This window comes from Rhodococcus sp. 06-1474-1B (genome assembly GCF_002258885.1).
Taxonomy (GTDB): Bacteria; Actinomycetota; Actinomycetes; order Mycobacteriales; family Mycobacteriaceae; genus Rhodococcoides; species Rhodococcoides fascians.
This window is the reverse complement of record NZ_NOYR01000023.1, coordinates 168,884-184,282: the sequence shown is the minus strand read 5'-3', so window position 1 is coordinate 184,282 and position 15,399 is coordinate 168,884. Positions and strand designations below refer to the sequence as shown.

Genomic DNA, 15,399 nt, shown 5'->3' with positions numbered 1-15,399 from the left:
TAGCAGGCTACGAGGAACCACTCACATGGTTGGTTGTCGACCGGATCAGCGGACGACCGGATTCGCTCCGTTCAGGAAGATCCAGATGCATACGCCCGCAGCGATTCCCACTGCGAGTGCGAGGAACGATCCGATGCGGGGGCGGGTCGCCCAGCCGCGGCGGCCGTCGAACGCGATCTTTCCGGGTCCGGTGAGAATGATGGCCGCGGCCGCGAAGCCGAGAACGGTTTCGTACTCCACGCCGGTGGCACCGGAGAACTGCAGCCCCGGCTCTGCCACCTGCTTGAAGCACCAGGCGTTGATGATGGTCGCCAACACAGCTGCACCGGCCAGCGGCGTCGCCAGCCCCAGGATCAGCAGTGCGCCGCCGAGGGTTTCGCCGGCCGCGGCCGCGATGGCGAGGATCTCCGGGTATCGGAACCCGGACTCCTCCAGGAGATTCTGAAATCCGTCCAGCCCGGGACCGTTCCACAATCCGACGAGCTTCTGTAAGCCGTGCCCGAGGAACACTGCTCCGATGGCGACGCGTAGGACGAACAGGCCCAGATCGGTGGTGCCGCGTCGGGCCGGAACTTCCACGGTCTCGGTGCGCACCGGGGCTGCCGGGGCGGCGACTGCCGAATCGGAGGACTCACCGAGATACTCCGTCGGACGATCCGAGTACGCGTTCGAGGTGGCACCGGCCGTCGTAGCCGTCGTAGGCGTCTGGGTCGGCGAGTCGGCGAAGGCCGACGGACGGTACGTCGGGATCTTCTCTGTCGGTGCCGCATCGGTGCTCCGCTTGTCGGATGCGGAGGAATTCGGGAAGTCCAACTCGTCGTCGGTTCGGGGCAGACGATCCGAACGCTGCGCACCGAACGCTGTGGTCGATGCACCGGACGCGTCGGAACCCGAACGCGTGGGCGAAATCTTCTCGGTGGGGTTGTCGTACGGGCTCTCGGCCGGTTCGTACGAGGGATCCTGCTGGTTGGGGTCACGCGGTGTATCGGTCACCTCCCCACACTAAGGCCGACAACCCCGCGCCACCGACGTTGACGCTCACGGCCGCGTGGCGCGTCGGACTCGACGTTCCGTAACGTTCGAACCATGAAGCCGCTCGGAGCATCGTCACGAACTGCCCGCGCGGCTGTGGTCGCCCTGTCGACGACGGCTGTTCTGCTCGCCGGGTGCGCCCGATTCGACGATTCCAACTCGTCCCCGTTCACCCCCGCGCCGGATGTCGGAGCTGCCGAACTCAAACCCACCACACCCAGCGAGACCTCGCCCCCGGCGGGTCCGAATGCCCCGCAGCCCGTCTCGGGACCGTGCGTGGATCCCGACCCGGCAGTGATCGCCACCTGCCTCGACACCACGGGCGGACTCGTAGCTCTTCCCGACGGACAGAGCAGCCTCGTGGCAGAACGCAGGACCGGCCGCATCATGGAGGTCACCGCAGGCCGGACGCCACAGCAGGTGGCCACGATCCCCGTCGACGGCACGGGCGACGGAGGTCTGCTGGACATCGCACTCTCGCCCACGTACGCCGAGGACAAACTGCTCTACGCGCTGATCACGACGGCGTCGGATACGCGGGTCGTTCGGCTCGCGCAGGGGGACGTACCCAAGGACATCTTGACCGGGATCCCCCGCGGGGCCGCGGGAGTTCGAGGTTCCCTCGAGTTCTACACGCCGAACGAACTTCTGGTGTTGACCGGCGACAACGGCGATCCCGTCGCCGCCGCCAACCCGAACTCGTTGTCCGGCAAGCTGTTACGCGTGACATCACTGTCGCCCACTCCCACTCCCCCGCGTCCGGATATCGCGCTCAGTGGCATCGGTACAGCGGGCGACGTGTGCACCGACGGCAGCGGCAACATCTACGTCACCGACCGCACCGCCACCGAGGATCGCCTGCAGCGCATCGACAAGCTGGGAGCAGTGTTCTCCCCGGTGTGGACCTGGCCCGACCGTCCGGGTGTGGCCGGGTGCGCCGCCGGTCAGAGCGGCGTCGCGGTTGCCCTCACCACAGCGAAAGCTGTTGCAGCACTGGCCACGGACCCGAATACCGGAGCCGTGTCCGCCGAGCCGACCCTGTTGATCCAGGACAAGTACGGGCAGTTGAACGGGGCGACCAGCACGAGCGACGGTCAGATTCTGGTGGGGACGGTGAACAAGAACGGCACTGCCGTCGGCCCCACCGACGACCGCGTCGTCAAGGTGCCGTTCCCTGCCGGCGGTGGTGGCGGCTTCGACTGATCCGACACCTCCTTCGAACGACCAGGGCAGCCGGGCAGCAATCGCTGCCCGGCCGCCCTGCTCATGCGTCGATCAGGACTGACCGCACGCCGCCAGCACGAGTTCCTTGACTCGGGCGGCATCGGCTTGTCCCCGCGTCGCCTTCATCACCGCGCCGACGATGGCACCGGCGGCCTGGACCTTGCCACTGCGAATCTTGTCCACCACACCGGGGTTCGCGGCAAGTGCTTCGTCGACGGCGGCTTGGAGCTTGGTGTCGTCCTTCTCCAACACCAGGTTCCGCGCCGACATCACCTCTGCGGGCTCGCCCTCACCGGCCAAGACGCCGTCCACGATCTGACGAGCACCGTTGTTGTTGACCTTGCCGTCGGCCACCAAGGCTGCCACCTCGGCCACCTGAGCCGGAGTGATCGCCAGATCCCCCAATTCGACGCCGGCGATGTTGGCCTGCTGCGCCAGGTAGGACACCCACCACGACCGCGCAGCCTGCGCCGACGCGCCCGCGTCGACGGTCGCCGCCACGAGTTCGAGAGCACCCGAGTTGACCAAGTCGCGCATTTCCTCGTCGGAGACGCCCCAGTCCTTCTGAATTCGCCCGCGGCGCAACCACGGCAGCTCGGGCAGAGTGGCTCGCAGCTCCTCGATCCACGCCGCATCCGGGGCCACGGGAGCGAGGTCGGGCTCCGGGAAGTAGCGGTAGTCCTCCGCGGTCTCCTTCTTCCGGCCCGCCGTGGTGGTGCCGTCGGACTCCTGGAAATGTCGGGTTTCCTGCGTCACCTCGCCGCCGGATTCGAGCACTGCAGCCTGACGGCGCATCTCGTAGCGCACGGCGACCTCGACGCTCTTGAGCGAGTTGACGTTCTTCGTCTCGGTGCGAGTACCGAACTCGGTGGCGGACTTCCGCATCAACGAGACGTTGGCATCGCAACGCAACGAACCCTGATCCATCCGCACATCGGAGACGTTCAGCGACTTCAACAGGTCACGCAATGCGGTCACGTACGCCCGCGCCACCTCCGGGGCCCGCGCCCCGGTACCGGTGATGGTCTTGGTCACGATCTCGACCAGGGGCACACCGGCACGGTTGTAGTCGAGCAACGAATGCGATGCGCCCTCGATTCGTCCGGTTGCGCCACCGACGTGCGTCGACTTGCCGGTGTCTTCCTCCATGTGGGCACGCTCGATCTCGACGCGGAACGTGCTGCCGTCGTCGAGCACGACGTCGAGGTAACCCTCCGTGGCGATCGGCTCGTCGTACTGCGAGATCTGGTAGTTCTTCGGCTGATCCGGGTAGAAGTAGTTCTTCCGCGCGAACCGTCCCCACGGAGTGATCGAGCAATTGAGCGCCAGCCCGATACGAATCGCCGACTCCACCGCAGCAGCGTTGACCACCGGCAGTGCGCCGGGGAGGCTCAGGCACACCGGGCACACCTGCGTATTGGGCTCCGCACCGAACGCGGTGGGGCAACCACAGAACATCTTGGTGGCCGTACCCAACTCGACGTGGACCTCCATGCCGAGCACGGGGTCGAACGTGGCGAGCACATCGTCGTAATCGATCAGATCGACGGTTGCAGCAGTCATGCTCCGTAGTTTATGCATTGCATTCGCCACCCGAGTAACCACGTGTCCTCGCGCACCGATCCGCCTCGGGGTCAGCCGAAGAACGCTGCTGCGTCGTCGTACCGGGTCTGAGGGACCCGCTTGAGTTGCTTGGTGGCCTCGGCCAACGACACCAGGCCGATCTCGGCACCGCGCAGCGACACCATCTTTCCGAAGTCTCCGGAATGCGCGGCATCGGTGGCGTTGACACCGAATCGCGTTGCGAGCACACGGTCGTACGGAGTGGGAGTGCCGCCACGCTGCACGTGACCGAGCACCGTGGTGCGTACCTCTTTGTTGATGCGACGTTCGATCTCGACGCCGAGCTGATGTGCGACTCCGGTGAATCGGACGTGACCGAATTCGTCGATACCTCCGTCGAGCAATTGCATCGACCCTTCGACGGGCTTGGCCCCCTCGGCCACGACGCAGATGAAGTGGGAGTCGCCCCGCTGAAAACGCTTGCGCACCAACGTACATACCTCTTCGACATCGAAGGGCTGCTCCGGGATGAGAGTCATGTGCGAGCCCGAGGCCAATCCCGCGTGCAGCGCGATCCAGCCTGCGTGTCGCCCCATCACCTCCACCAGCATCACTCGCTGGTGCGATTCGGCGGTGCTGTGCAGTCGGTCGATCGCATCGGTGGCGATGGTGAGCGCCGTGTCGAAGCCGAATGTGACGTCGGTGCAATCGATGTCGTTGTCGATCGTCTTGGGGACACCGACCACCGGTACGCCCTCCTCGGACAGCCACGCAGCTGCCGTCAGAGTTCCTTCACCGCCGATCGGAATCAACACGTCGATGCCGTTGTCCTCGAGGGTCTGCTTGACTCGGTCGAGACCGGCCCGCAACACGTCGGGGTTGGTTCGAGCCGTCCCGAGCATGGTGCCGCCCTTGGTGAGCAGCCGGTCGTTGCGGTCGTCGTTGCGCAGCTGGACTCGACGGTCTTCGAGAAGCCCACGCCACCCGTCCTGGAATCCGACGACCGTGGAGCCGTATCGCGCGTCGGCGGTGCGAACGACAGCGCGGATCACCGCATTGAGCCCTGGGCAATCGCCGCCTCCGGTCAGAACTCCGATGCGCATCGATTTTGGCCTCTCTGCTCGCAGGCCCGCGGAGCGGACCGAAGTGACGAACATCAGCCTAATCGGGCGTGGGTCCCCGCGCGCGCCGGTACCGGTCGGCCTCACTTGGGCGTGACGACACCGGTTTCGTAGGCCAGCACGACCGCCTGCGCGCGGTCGCGTAGCCCGAGCTTGCTCAGCACCTTGCCCACATGGGTCTTGACCGTCTGTTCGGCCAAGAACAGCGCACCTGCAATTTCCGCATTGGACATACCGGTCGCGATCAGTTCGAGAACCTCGCGCTCGCGCGGCGTCAGATCGGCCAGGCGCGAGGGAGTGTTCCTCCGCGCACCGCGACGAGTCGTGACGTCGGAGATGAGCCGTCGGGTCACCGACGGTGCCAGCAGCGCGTCGCCGGCCGCGACGACCCGTACGCCTCTGATCAGTTCCTCGGCCGGCGCGTCCTTGAGGAGGAATCCGCTGGCCCCGAGAGCCAGGGCCTCGTAGACGTAATCGTCGATGTCGAAGGTCGTCAGCATCAGGACACGGACCGGCGACGCGTGCGACGCGGACAGGATCGCGCGGGCCGCGTCGAGCCCGTTCATCTCGGGCATGCGCACGTCCATCAGCACTACGTCCGGCAACAGCCGCGCTACCTCGCTGACGGCGGTACGACCGTTGTCGGCGTCGCCGACGACCGAGATGTCGTCCTGAGCGCCGAGCAGTGCACCGAACCCCTGCCGCACCATCGCTTGATCGTCGGCGATGAACACCGTTGTAACCACGCGTGACAGCCTAAACCGCGTCGCCGGCGTCACCCGTTGCCGGCGGAGTCGACATTCCGGTCGGCACACGAACCGCAACCTCGAACCCACCGCCGGGCAGAGGGGCTGCATGCAGCCGGCCGTGTGCGGCCTGCGCTCGCTCGCGCATTCCCGCGATTCCGTGCCCGCCGCAATCGCTTCCGGGAGTGCGGGAGATGCTCGGGTTCGGAGCCGGTGCGTTGATCACCGTCATGTCCACGACGGCAGGGCCGATCGCGATACACACCTCCACCTCGGCTTCGGGCGCATGGCGCGCGGCATTGGACAGCGATTCCTGCAGAATACGGAACAGGGCCAGTCCTGTTGTCTCCGAAACCGATTCGACGGTACCGGTGATGGTCCACCGCACATTCATGCCCGCTCTGCGACTCGCCTGCAATGTGCGTTCGAGATCCAGTGCACTCGGCGCGGGCGCGTCCTGCATCTGCGCTCCATCACTGCGCAGTACCCCGAGCATCCCCCGGATTTCGTTGAGCGCCTCGCGTGCACTCGCGCCGATCGACTCGAATTCCCGAGCCGCGGCCGGTGACACGTCGTCCAGTCGGTACGGCGCGCTCTGGGCCTGAACGACGACCATCGACATGTGGTGTGCCACGACGTCGTGCAGATCGCGGGCGATCTTCGCCCTCTCCTCGAGAATCGTGCGGCGAGTGCGTTCGAGTTCGCTGACCTCCTCCTGCTGCGCGAGCTGCCTGCGCGAAAGAACGAGCCACCGGGTCAGCAGCCCGAACACGACCACGGCAGTCAGGCCCACCGACCACCCGATTCCGTCGGAGCCCGGCATGTACGCGAAGAACACCAGCATGCTGGCCAACCACGCCACCAACAGCACCTGCGCCGGAGAACGCAGCGCGACCGCGAACAGCAACGCCAACAGGACGAGGATGTGCACCACTTGCCACGGGTAGTCGTAATCCGGAACGCGGTCGAACGCCGCCGGAATCACCAACGCGGACAGCGCCGATACCGCCCACCCCATCGCGGGATTGAGTCTGATCAGAGCGAACGGAAACGCTGCCAACGCTGCGACGAACGGTAGCAACGGAACCGAAACCTGATGCGTCACCGTCAGTGTCGGCCACGCGACCGAGTACAGAATTGCCGTCACCGCAATGATCAGCACGTCGACCGAACGGACGCCGCCGATCTGCTCGGGCACCCGGCGCCGAGCACGTACCCCGAGTTCGATACTCGTCGACCTTTTCTTTCGCACGTCTCGAGCCTAGGCAGCATCGACCGCCGGCGTCCTCGTACCGGGGTATCGGTTCGGCATGGCTCGGAGGTATCAGGACCGCGTCGAACCGGTCCCGGGGGCACTCACCACAGCCGAACCTCGGAGCGATGCTTGCCTCGGCCGGCGGAACTTAGCGTCGATCCTCATGAGCCGGAACACATCTCGCACCCTGATGTGCGTGGCAGCTGCCATCGTCGTCGTGACCGCCACGACGGGAGCAGCAACGTCGTCACCCATCGAGGACGGTCGCTCCCCCGTGGCACAGACCGTTCGTGCACTGGTCACCGAACCCGCCGAGGACGCTGCGTCGACCATCCCGAACGACTTCGCAGGCGTTATGGGCTACCGGCCCGCGGTGCAGGACGGGATGGCGAGCAATCCCGGCGGGGATTGCTCGTCCCCGATCCCACTGCCACCCGAGTTCGAGGCTGCGTGCCGAGCCCACGACTTGGGATACGACCTCCTCCGGTACGCGAACGCGACGGGGACGACCGTCGACCCACAGTGGCGCAGGGCGATCGACGCCCAACTCGACAGTCGCATGCACGACGCCTGTGACCATCGCACCGACGACGGGTCCCGGCAGATCTGCGACGCAGCGGCGGTCGTGGCGGCAACGGCAGTCGACCTCAATTCCTGGCGACAATCGTTCGGTGCACCGGTCGCCGAACCCGCCATGCCCCTGACACTGTTCGGAGCCGTGCTGGCGCTGACGCTGCTGATCGCATCCGTTGTCGCGCGGTACCGACGTGTGTCGATGACCCCGACCCGCACGGACCGACGCTGATGTCCACCACGGCCATCCCGGACCGTGGGGTCGAGACCCCGGTCGCATCGGATGTCCTGTTGCCCAACCATATTCGCTTGCCGAGACTCGGCACGTCGGTGTCCGTTGCAGCGGCTGTGGCGATCTCCTCGGCTCCGTCACTTCTGCCCCGCTCCGCCGTCACTGCGGCCCTGTTCACCGGAATCATGGTGGTACTCGCTCTGACGGTCGCATGGGCGGGCCGACGGGTGTTCGGGCCACGACGGCCCGCGTCGCTACGACTACGAGCGTGGACCGTCGTCGCTGCTGCACTGATCTCGAGCGTCGCGTTGGCCTCGAACATGCACTGGCAGAATCGATTACGAGCCGCGATGGACGTCGAGCCGGTGAGCTGGAGCTACGCCGTCGATGTTGCCGGGGGTGCCCTGTGCGTTGCGCTCGTACTGTGCGGAGCCGGTAGCGCGCTCCGGCGAATCTTCTCCGCTCCGGGCCGGAACCGTTGCGTGGCAATGCTCGTCACGGTCGCTGCGCTGTTATACACCCTGGCCGTTCCGTTCGTGCGGTCCACTCTGTCGGCCTCGTACTCGGCCTCGAACTCGGCGATGGACGACGCAGTGGCCGCCCCGACATCGGAGACGAGATCCGGCGGTCCCGGATCCTCGGCGCCGTGGCGCACGCTGGGACGCGAGGGCCGCGCGTTCGCGTCGGGAGGGCAGGATCTCGACACCGTACGGACGTACGTGGGACTCGAGTCGGCCGCGACACCGGACGAGCGTGTGGCACTGGCCGTCTCCGAGATGGAACGGGCTGGAGCCTTCGAACGCAGCGTCGTCGTGGTCGCGATTCCCACCGGGTCCGGCTGGGTGGACGAGAATGCGATCACCGGGGCCGAAAGAACGTTCGGCGGTGACGTCGCGACGGTGGCGGTGCAGTACTCCGACAAGCCGAGTTGGGCGACCTTCCTGTTCGCCGAGGACGACGCCCGCCGGTCCGCGAACGCCGTGGTTCGAGCGGTCGCCACCCGAGCGGCGGCGGAGCCGACCACACCGAAAGTCGTCGTGTACGGCCAGAGCCTGGGTTCGGTTGCAGGAAGTGATGCGTACCTTGCCGTGCAACAGAACATTTCGTCACTCTGCGGGGCTGTCTGGGCCGGCCCGCCCGCGGGATCGGTCGACACCGACGGTGCCGCCGTCCTGGCCAACTCCTCGGACCCCGTCGCGCGATGGTCTCTCGATCTGTTGTGGTCGCCGCCGGATACGACGACGTTCACGATCGACGCCCCACGGCCGCCGTGGTTGCCTGTCGTCGGCTTCCTGCAGACGTCCGTCGACCTGCTCGCCGCATTGGATGTCACGTCGGGCCACGGCCATCGATACGGGACCGACCAAGGCGAGGCCATGGCTCGCTGCCGCTAACGAGAGGGGCCGCCGGAAAAGGGAGTGCTGGTCCGTCAGCCGAGCAGACCGAGCCGATTGCCGAGCCAGTCCATCTCCTGATCGAGCGCCGGCGCCCAGACCTGCATCGAGTGTCCTCCCGGCAGCTCGCTGTAGTGCACATCCATGCCCGCGGCGGCGGCTGCCCGGTAGGCCCGCTCGGTCTGCGGCCTGAACTCCTCGTCGTCGGCTCCGACGACGAAGGCACCGGCAGAGTCGGGAAAGCTGTTGCGGGAGAGCACGTTCAGCGGCGTAGAACGATCGAACCGATCCTCGTCGGCCGGTGTGTCCGCCCCGTACGCAGCAAGGACCGACTCCGCTCTGGTGCCACGACGTTGTTCGTCCTCACCGGAGATGTCGAGAAATGTGGGGTACGCCGACGGGTCCGTCGTCGCGAGCTGAAGGGCGCAGGTTCCGCCGTAGGAGTACCCGCCGACCGCCCAGGATCGCGGGTCCGAGGACACGTGGAGGTTCGACCGAACCCACTGCGGGACATCGACTGTCAGATACGTCGCAGCATTACCGAGGCCCGAATCCATGCACATCGGGTTGGCTTCGGTGTCCCCCAGCCCGTCGGCAACGACGACAACCGGGGCGACGCCGCCGTGACGTGCCGCGAACGCGTCCATCGTCTGCGGTAGTCGACCACCTTCGATCCAGTCGACCACGTGGCCGGGCTGTCCGGTGAGCAACACCAGTACCGGGAGGTCGTCCGCTCCGTCGTCGTACGCGGCCGGGAGATAGACCGTCGCCGGACGAGCATGGAACTGCGACACCGTGCCGGGCACCTCCACGTCGACCAACCGGCCGTGCCCTTCGACATGCACGACCGGAGCACGCCCGAGTGCCGACGCGGCCGTGGGATACCGCGTCACCGTCAGATTGGTCAGTACGGCGGTCGCGACCAGGAGCGCCGCTGCCAGGCCCAGTGCGCTCAGCCCACCGACGGGCGAGCCGAGCGGACGGCCACGGCGGATGCGAACCACGATCGCACCGGCGGCCACGATCGCCAGCACCGTGGCCGCCGCCAATCCGATGACCGGGACCGCTCCACCGAGCAAGGGCAGATGCGCCAACCGGGCGGCCCACCGATGCAACACCTCGAACTACCGCAGATCGCCGCGGGCGGCCTCGTACGCAGCGCCGACTCGGTAGAGCCGCTCGTCCGCGAACGCGGGAGCCATGATCTGCAGACCCACCGGCAGACCGTCCTCGGACGCCAGACCGGACGGCACCGACATCGCGCAGTGGCCGGCGAGGTTGGTGGGCAGGGTGCACAGATCGTTGAGATACATCGCCATCGGGTCGTCCACCTTGTCGCCCAACGGGAATGCCGTCGTCGGGGTCGTCGGCGATACGAGCACATCCACCTTCTCGTATGCCGCGTCGAAGTCCTGCGCGATCAAGGTGCGAACCTTCAGGGCCGACCCGTAGTACGCGTCGTAGTAACCGGCCGACAGCGCGTAGGTGCCGATCATGATGCGGCGCTTGACCTCCGGCCCGAACCCCTGAGCGCGGGTGGTGGCCATGACCGACTCGGCGCTGTGGTGGCCGTCGTCGCCCGCACGCAGGCCGTACCGCATTCCGTCGAACCGAGCCAGGTTGGACGACACCTCGGACGGGAGAATCAGGTAGTACGCAGCCAATGCGTGGACGAAGTTGGGGCACGACACCTCGACCACCTCGGCACCGAGCGAGGTCAATGCGGCCACTGCGGCGTCGAAGGACGAGATGACACCGGACTGATAGTTGTCCGAGTGCAACTCCTTGACCACACCCACCTTCACTCCGGTCAGGTCGCCGCGAGCGCCCTCTCGGGCCGCCTCGACGACGGGACGAACCGGGGTGTCGACCGACGTGGAATCCCGCGGGTCGTAACCCGCGATGACCTCGTGCAGCAACGCGGTGTCGAGCACCGTACGACCACAGGGTCCACCCTGATCCAGCGAGGAGGCGCAGGCGATGAGTCCGTACCGCGAGACGCTGCCGTACGTCGGCTTGGTTCCCACGGTGCCGGTCAGTGCCGCGGGCTGCCGGATGGATCCACCGGTGTCGGTGCCGATGGCCAACGGTGCCTGGAACGAGGCGAGCGCAGCCGCGCTTCCGCCTCCCGAGCCGCCCGGGATCCGGGTGGTGTCCCAGGGGTTCTTGGTCGGTCCGTACGCGGAGTTCTCGGTCGAGGAGCCCATCGCGAACTCGTCCATGTTGGTCTTGCCGAGAACCGGAATGCCCGCGGCTCGCAGCTTCGAGGTCAGCGTCGCGTCGTACGGCGACACCCACCCGTCGAGAATCTTCGAGCCGGCGGTGGTCGGCATGTCGGTGGTGGTGAACACGTCCTTGAGCGCCAACGGCACCCCGGCGAGCGGTGAGGCCGGTGCCGCGCCCGCGGCCAGCCCGGCATCGACGTCGTTCGCCGCGGCCAGCGCCTGCGCGCTCGCCACATGCAGAAAAGCGTGAAGGTCGCCGTCGACCTCGGCAATCCGATCCAGATGTGCCCGGGTCACCTCCACCGCACTGACGTCACGCGAGTGGATACGGTCGGCGAGCTCGGACGCGTCGAGCTTGGTCAGGTCGGTCATTCGCTCTCTCCCAGAATCTGCGGCACCGCGAAACGGCCCTCCTCGGCATTCGGTGCACCGGACAGCGACTGCTCCGGCGTCAGACCGGGAACGATCACGTCGGGACGCGTCACATTGACGATGTCGCTGGGGTTGGCTGTCGGCGCAACGTCGTCCGTCGCCACCTCGGCCACGGTCTTGACGTGATGGAGGATCGAATCCAACTGGCCGGCGAACTCGTCGAGTTCGGCGTCGCTGAGAGCCAAGCGCGACAGCCGGGCGAGGTGAGCGACCTCGTCGCGGGAGATATCGGGCACCGCGTAGACCCCTTTCACACAGTAGGAGTGGGGCCTGCAGGAACCGGCCCCGTATTTGCGCAGAGCGAACCGCACAGGTCCGCGAACGCGGTCCAGCCTAGTGCGCACCGTTTCGCCGACCTCACTCCCGGTCAGCGGTCTCGATCGGCCGCCGATCTCGCCCACACGAGTGTCAGAATTGTCACGTCCCGCGTTGCGTGTCGAGCCGGCCAGGTCGAAGATGCAAAGATTGCTCGCGCCGGGGGTGCACAGTGTTCCCTGAACTACGCCAGACGTCGAAAGGGAGCGTGCCATGTCCTACCTGCTCCGCGTGCAGCTGCCCGACCGGCCGGGCAGCCTCGGATCGCTGGCCGTGGCCCTCGGCTCGGTCGGAGCGGACATCCTCTCGCTCGACGTCATCGAACGCGGCGACGGCTACGCGGTCGACGACCTGGTGGTCGACGTTGCGCCCGGTTCGCTTCCCGACACACTGATCACTGCAGCCGAGAACCTCACCGACGTCCGCGTCGACTCGATCCGCCCGTACACCGGCGTTCTCGACACCCATCGCGAACTGGAACTGATCGACCGGGTCGCAGCGGCATCCGACGACCGTCTGCAAGTTCTGGTCGACGGCGCTCCCCGCGTTCTGCGCGTGGGCTGGAGCACCGTGGTGGCCACCAACGCGCACGGTCCGTTCCGCCTGGTCGGTAGCCCGGGCGCACCCGAAACACACGCCGCCGAACTGCCCTGGTTCCCGTTGACCTCTCCCGCTGCACTCGACTCCGACGCAGACTGGGTACCTCAGGTGTGGCGGGACATGGACACCAAGATCGCTGCCGCTCCCCTCGGCACCACCGGCACCGTGCTGATGCTCGGTCGGCCGGGAGGGCCCGAGTTCAGGCCGTCGGAGGTAGCCCGGCTCGGTTATCTCGCCGGGATCGTCGCAACCGTCCTGACCTGATCACCGGATTTCGCCCGGTCTCCCCTACTGCGACGCGTCGGTATCCGTCGGCGGCTCCGACACTGCGTCCGGGCCTTCGGTCAACAGACGCGTGAACCCTGCCTCGTCCAGGACCGGTACGCCGAGTTCGACGGCCTTGTCGTGCTTCGAACCGGGCGATTCACCGACGACGACGAATGCCGTCTTCTTCGACACCGAACCGGCGGCCTTTCCGCCCCGCAGCAAGATCGCTTCTTTGGCCTCGTCGCGCGAGTAGGACTCGAGCGAACCGGTGACGACGATCGACAGGCCTTCCAGATTGCGCTCGATGGAGGCGTCTCGCTCGTCCTCCATCGAGACACCGGCATTCCGCCACTTCTCCACGATGGCTCGGTGCCAGTCGACCTCGAACCATTCGGACACAGCAGCCGCGATGGTGCCGCCTACCCCGTCCACCGCCGACAACTCCTCGACGGACGCTGCTTCGATGCGCTCGAGGCTGCCGAATTCTCCGGCGAGGGCTCGTGCAGCGGAGGGGCCGACGTGGCGAATGGACAGGCTGACCAGCACTCGCCACAGAGGCTGATTCTTGGCGGAGGACAGATTGTCGAGCAGTTTGCGACCGGTGGCCGACAATGCGCCCGATTTCGTGCGGAAGATCGCCGTCTTCATCAGGTCTTCTTCGGTGAGCGAGAACAAATCGCCCTCGTCCTCGATCGCACCGGTGGCCAGAAGATCCGTCGCCGCTTCGTATCCGAGACCCTCGATGTCGAAACGCTGCCGTTCGGCCACGAAGAACACACGCTCACGGCGTTGCGCCGGGCAGAACTGCGAATTGGGGCAGCGCAGGTCCGCGTCGCCGTCCTTCGCCGGTGCCAACGGCGTCGAGCATTCCGGGCATTCGGTGGGCATGACGAATTCGGTCTCGTCGCCGGTCCTGGCGTCGACGACCGGGCCGAGCACCTCCGGAATGACCTCTCCCGCTTTGCGAATCGTGACGGTGTCACCGATCAGAACACCCTTGCGCTTGACCTCCGACGCGTTGTGCAGGGTCGCGAGAGACACCGTGGACCCCGCGACGAGCACCGGCGTCATGTACGCGAACGGAGTCACTCGACCGGTTCGGCCGACACTGACGCGAATGTCCAGCAGGGTGGTGGTGACTTCCTCAGGTGGGTATTTGTACGCGATGGCCCACCGCGGTGCTCGCGACGTCGTTCCGAGCCGACGGTGCAACGACATCTCGTCGATCTTGACCACTAGGCCGTCGATCTCGTGCTCGACGTCGTGGCGGTGCTTGTCCCAGTACTCGACCTTCTCGACGACGGCATCGATGCCCTGCACGCGCGTCGTGTGGGTCGAGATCGGCAGACCCCACGCCTGCAGAGCCTCGTAGGCGTGCCACTGCGAATCGGGGGTGAACCCGACCATCCGTCCGAATCCGTGACAGATCATGCCGAGACGCCGCTTCGAGGTCACGGCCGGGTTCTTTTGGCGCAGCGAGCCCGCCGCCGAGTTCCGTGGATTGGCGAACGGGGGTTTGCCCTCTTCGACGAGCGCCGCGTTGAGCGCTTGGAAGTCCTCGAGCCGGAAGAACACCTCACCGCGCACCTCGAGCAGCTCCGGAATCGGATATTCGGCGCTGCCGGTCAAGGTATCGGGGATGTCGTCGATCGTCCGAGCATTGAGCGTGACGTCCTCGCCGGTCCGCCCGTCACCTCGGGTCGCACCGCGCACGAGAGTTCCGTTCTCGTACACCAGGTTCAACGCCACACCGTCGATCTTGACTTCGCACAGGTAGTGCAGATCCGGACCGGACTCGGTCTCGACCCGCTTGGCCCACGCACGGAGCTCGTCGTGATCGAACACGTTGTCCAAGCTAAGCATTCGTTCCAGATGGTCGACGGCGGTGAACTCCGTCGCGAAACCACCGCCCACGAGTTGGGTCGGTGAGTCGGCCGTACGCAGGTCCGGGTGGGCTTGCTCGAGATCGTTCAGTTCGCGCAGCAGAGCATCGAATTCACCGTCCGAGACGATGGGCGAATCACGTACGTAGTAGCGGAATTGATGTCCACGTACTTCCTCGGCCAGTGTCTGCCACCGCTCGCGGTCGGCAGGGGTAGCAGGATCGAGTTCGACTCCGGCAGCCTCGGCGGCATCGTCGGTTCCTGCAGGCAGTTCGGTCGGCTCAGGCACGTGACGAAGATTATCCGACGGCACCGACATCGAAACGATCCTGCGTCCGGAAGGCTATCTGCCCATCAGGCCCAGCAGCAGGGTGGCGGCGATCAACGCCACCGCGCAGATTCCGGCAGTCAGCGCGAATCCGGTCAAAAAGTCATCGGAGTAGATACCGCCGAGGACGGAGGCCATCACCGAGAGCAGGACACCGGCGGGCAGACCGCGCCGCTGGGCGTCCGAGAGTCGATACATGTCTCGATCAT

14 protein-coding genes are annotated in these 15,399 nt (G+C 66.5%); 4 read left to right on the top strand and 10 right to left on the bottom strand.

Annotated elements, in window-relative coordinates:
- Nucleotides 1–45 precede the first annotated feature (45 nt).
- On the bottom strand, nucleotides 46–993 hold the full coding sequence (locus CH266_RS11095; protein WP_032383431.1) for a DoxX family protein: 948 nt from the start codon (nucleotides 991–993) through the stop codon (nucleotides 46–48).
- Between the two features lie 93 nt (nucleotides 994–1,086).
- Here CH266_RS11095 and CH266_RS11090 point away from each other — a divergent pair, with 93 nt between their 5' ends.
- Nucleotides 1,087–2,235: a PQQ-dependent sugar dehydrogenase gene (locus CH266_RS11090; RefSeq protein ID WP_027496640.1), complete on the top strand. Its 1,149-nt coding sequence runs from the start codon at nucleotides 1,087–1,089 to the stop codon at nucleotides 2,233–2,235.
- A gap of 72 nt (nucleotides 2,236–2,307) precedes the next feature.
- Here CH266_RS11090 and gatB read toward each other — a convergent pair whose 3' ends face one another.
- The 4 genes from gatB to CH266_RS11070 form a co-directional block, all read right to left on the bottom strand.
- A complete protein-coding gene (gene gatB / locus CH266_RS11085) occupies nucleotides 2,308–3,819 on the bottom strand; it encodes an Asp-tRNA(Asn)/Glu-tRNA(Gln) amidotransferase subunit GatB (protein ID WP_027496639.1) in 1,512 nt (503 codons plus the stop codon).
- 71 nt (nucleotides 3,820–3,890) lie between these two features.
- Nucleotides 3,891–4,922 carry an ATP-dependent 6-phosphofructokinase gene (locus tag CH266_RS11080; protein WP_032366581.1) on the bottom strand — a complete coding sequence of 344 codons (1,032 nt, stop codon included), beginning with the start codon at nucleotides 4,920–4,922 and terminating at the stop codon, nucleotides 3,891–3,893.
- Nucleotides 4,923–5,023: 101 nt separating this feature from the next.
- Nucleotides 5,024–5,686 carry a response regulator gene (locus CH266_RS11075; RefSeq protein WP_032366365.1) on the bottom strand — a complete coding sequence of 221 codons (663 nt, stop codon included), beginning with the start codon at nucleotides 5,684–5,686 and terminating at the stop codon, nucleotides 5,024–5,026.
- 10 nt (nucleotides 5,687–5,696) lie between these two features.
- On the bottom strand, nucleotides 5,697–6,884 hold the full coding sequence (locus tag CH266_RS11070; protein ID WP_094715299.1) for a sensor histidine kinase: 1,188 nt from the start codon (nucleotides 6,882–6,884) through the stop codon (nucleotides 5,697–5,699).
- Between the two features lie 220 nt (nucleotides 6,885–7,104).
- On the opposite strand from CH266_RS11070, the gene CH266_RS11065 reads away from it, so the two are divergent.
- Nucleotides 7,105–7,746, top strand: coding sequence for a hypothetical protein (locus CH266_RS11065; protein WP_255175891.1), 642 nt, complete (start codon nucleotides 7,105–7,107; stop codon nucleotides 7,744–7,746).
- Nucleotides 7,746–9,140 carry an alpha/beta-hydrolase family protein gene (locus CH266_RS11060; protein ID WP_094715297.1) on the top strand — a complete coding sequence of 465 codons (1,395 nt, stop codon included), beginning with the start codon at nucleotides 7,746–7,748 and terminating at the stop codon, nucleotides 9,138–9,140. Before CH266_RS11065 ends, CH266_RS11060 begins: the two co-directional genes overlap by 1 nt.
- Before the next feature lie 35 nt (nucleotides 9,141–9,175).
- Here CH266_RS11060 and CH266_RS11055 read toward each other — a convergent pair whose 3' ends face one another.
- From CH266_RS11055 to gatC, 3 genes are read right to left on the bottom strand one after another with little or no spacing between them, the layout of a single operon-like run.
- A complete protein-coding gene (locus tag CH266_RS11055; protein WP_094715296.1) occupies nucleotides 9,176–10,258 on the bottom strand; it encodes an alpha/beta hydrolase in 1,083 nt (360 codons plus the stop codon).
- Between the two features lie 6 nt (nucleotides 10,259–10,264).
- Nucleotides 10,265–11,737: an Asp-tRNA(Asn)/Glu-tRNA(Gln) amidotransferase subunit GatA gene (gatA, locus tag CH266_RS11050; RefSeq protein ID WP_094622411.1), complete on the bottom strand. Its 1,473-nt coding sequence runs from the start codon at nucleotides 11,735–11,737 to the stop codon at nucleotides 10,265–10,267.
- Nucleotides 11,734–12,033: an Asp-tRNA(Asn)/Glu-tRNA(Gln) amidotransferase subunit GatC gene (gene gatC / locus CH266_RS11045; RefSeq protein WP_027496634.1), complete on the bottom strand. Its 300-nt coding sequence runs from the start codon at nucleotides 12,031–12,033 to the stop codon at nucleotides 11,734–11,736. The genes gatA and gatC overlap by 4 nt, the downstream gene beginning before the upstream one ends.
- A 292-nt stretch (nucleotides 12,034–12,325) precedes the next feature.
- On the opposite strand from gatC, the gene CH266_RS11040 reads away from it, so the two are divergent.
- Nucleotides 12,326–12,976 (top strand): amino acid-binding protein, encoded by a 651-nt coding sequence (locus tag CH266_RS11040; protein ID WP_027496633.1) that lies wholly within the window; start codon nucleotides 12,326–12,328, stop codon nucleotides 12,974–12,976.
- Between the two features lie 24 nt (nucleotides 12,977–13,000).
- Here the strand turns inward: CH266_RS11040 and ligA are convergent, their stop codons facing one another.
- On the bottom strand, nucleotides 13,001–15,151 hold the full coding sequence (gene ligA / locus CH266_RS11035) for an NAD-dependent DNA ligase LigA (RefSeq protein ID WP_441347047.1): 2,151 nt from the start codon (nucleotides 15,149–15,151) through the stop codon (nucleotides 13,001–13,003).
- A gap of 54 nt (nucleotides 15,152–15,205) precedes the next feature.
- Complete coding sequence (locus tag CH266_RS11030; RefSeq protein ID WP_027496631.1) at nucleotides 15,206–15,388, bottom strand: hypothetical protein; 183 nt, start codon at nucleotides 15,386–15,388, stop codon at nucleotides 15,206–15,208.
- Nucleotides 15,389–15,399 lie beyond the last annotated feature (11 nt).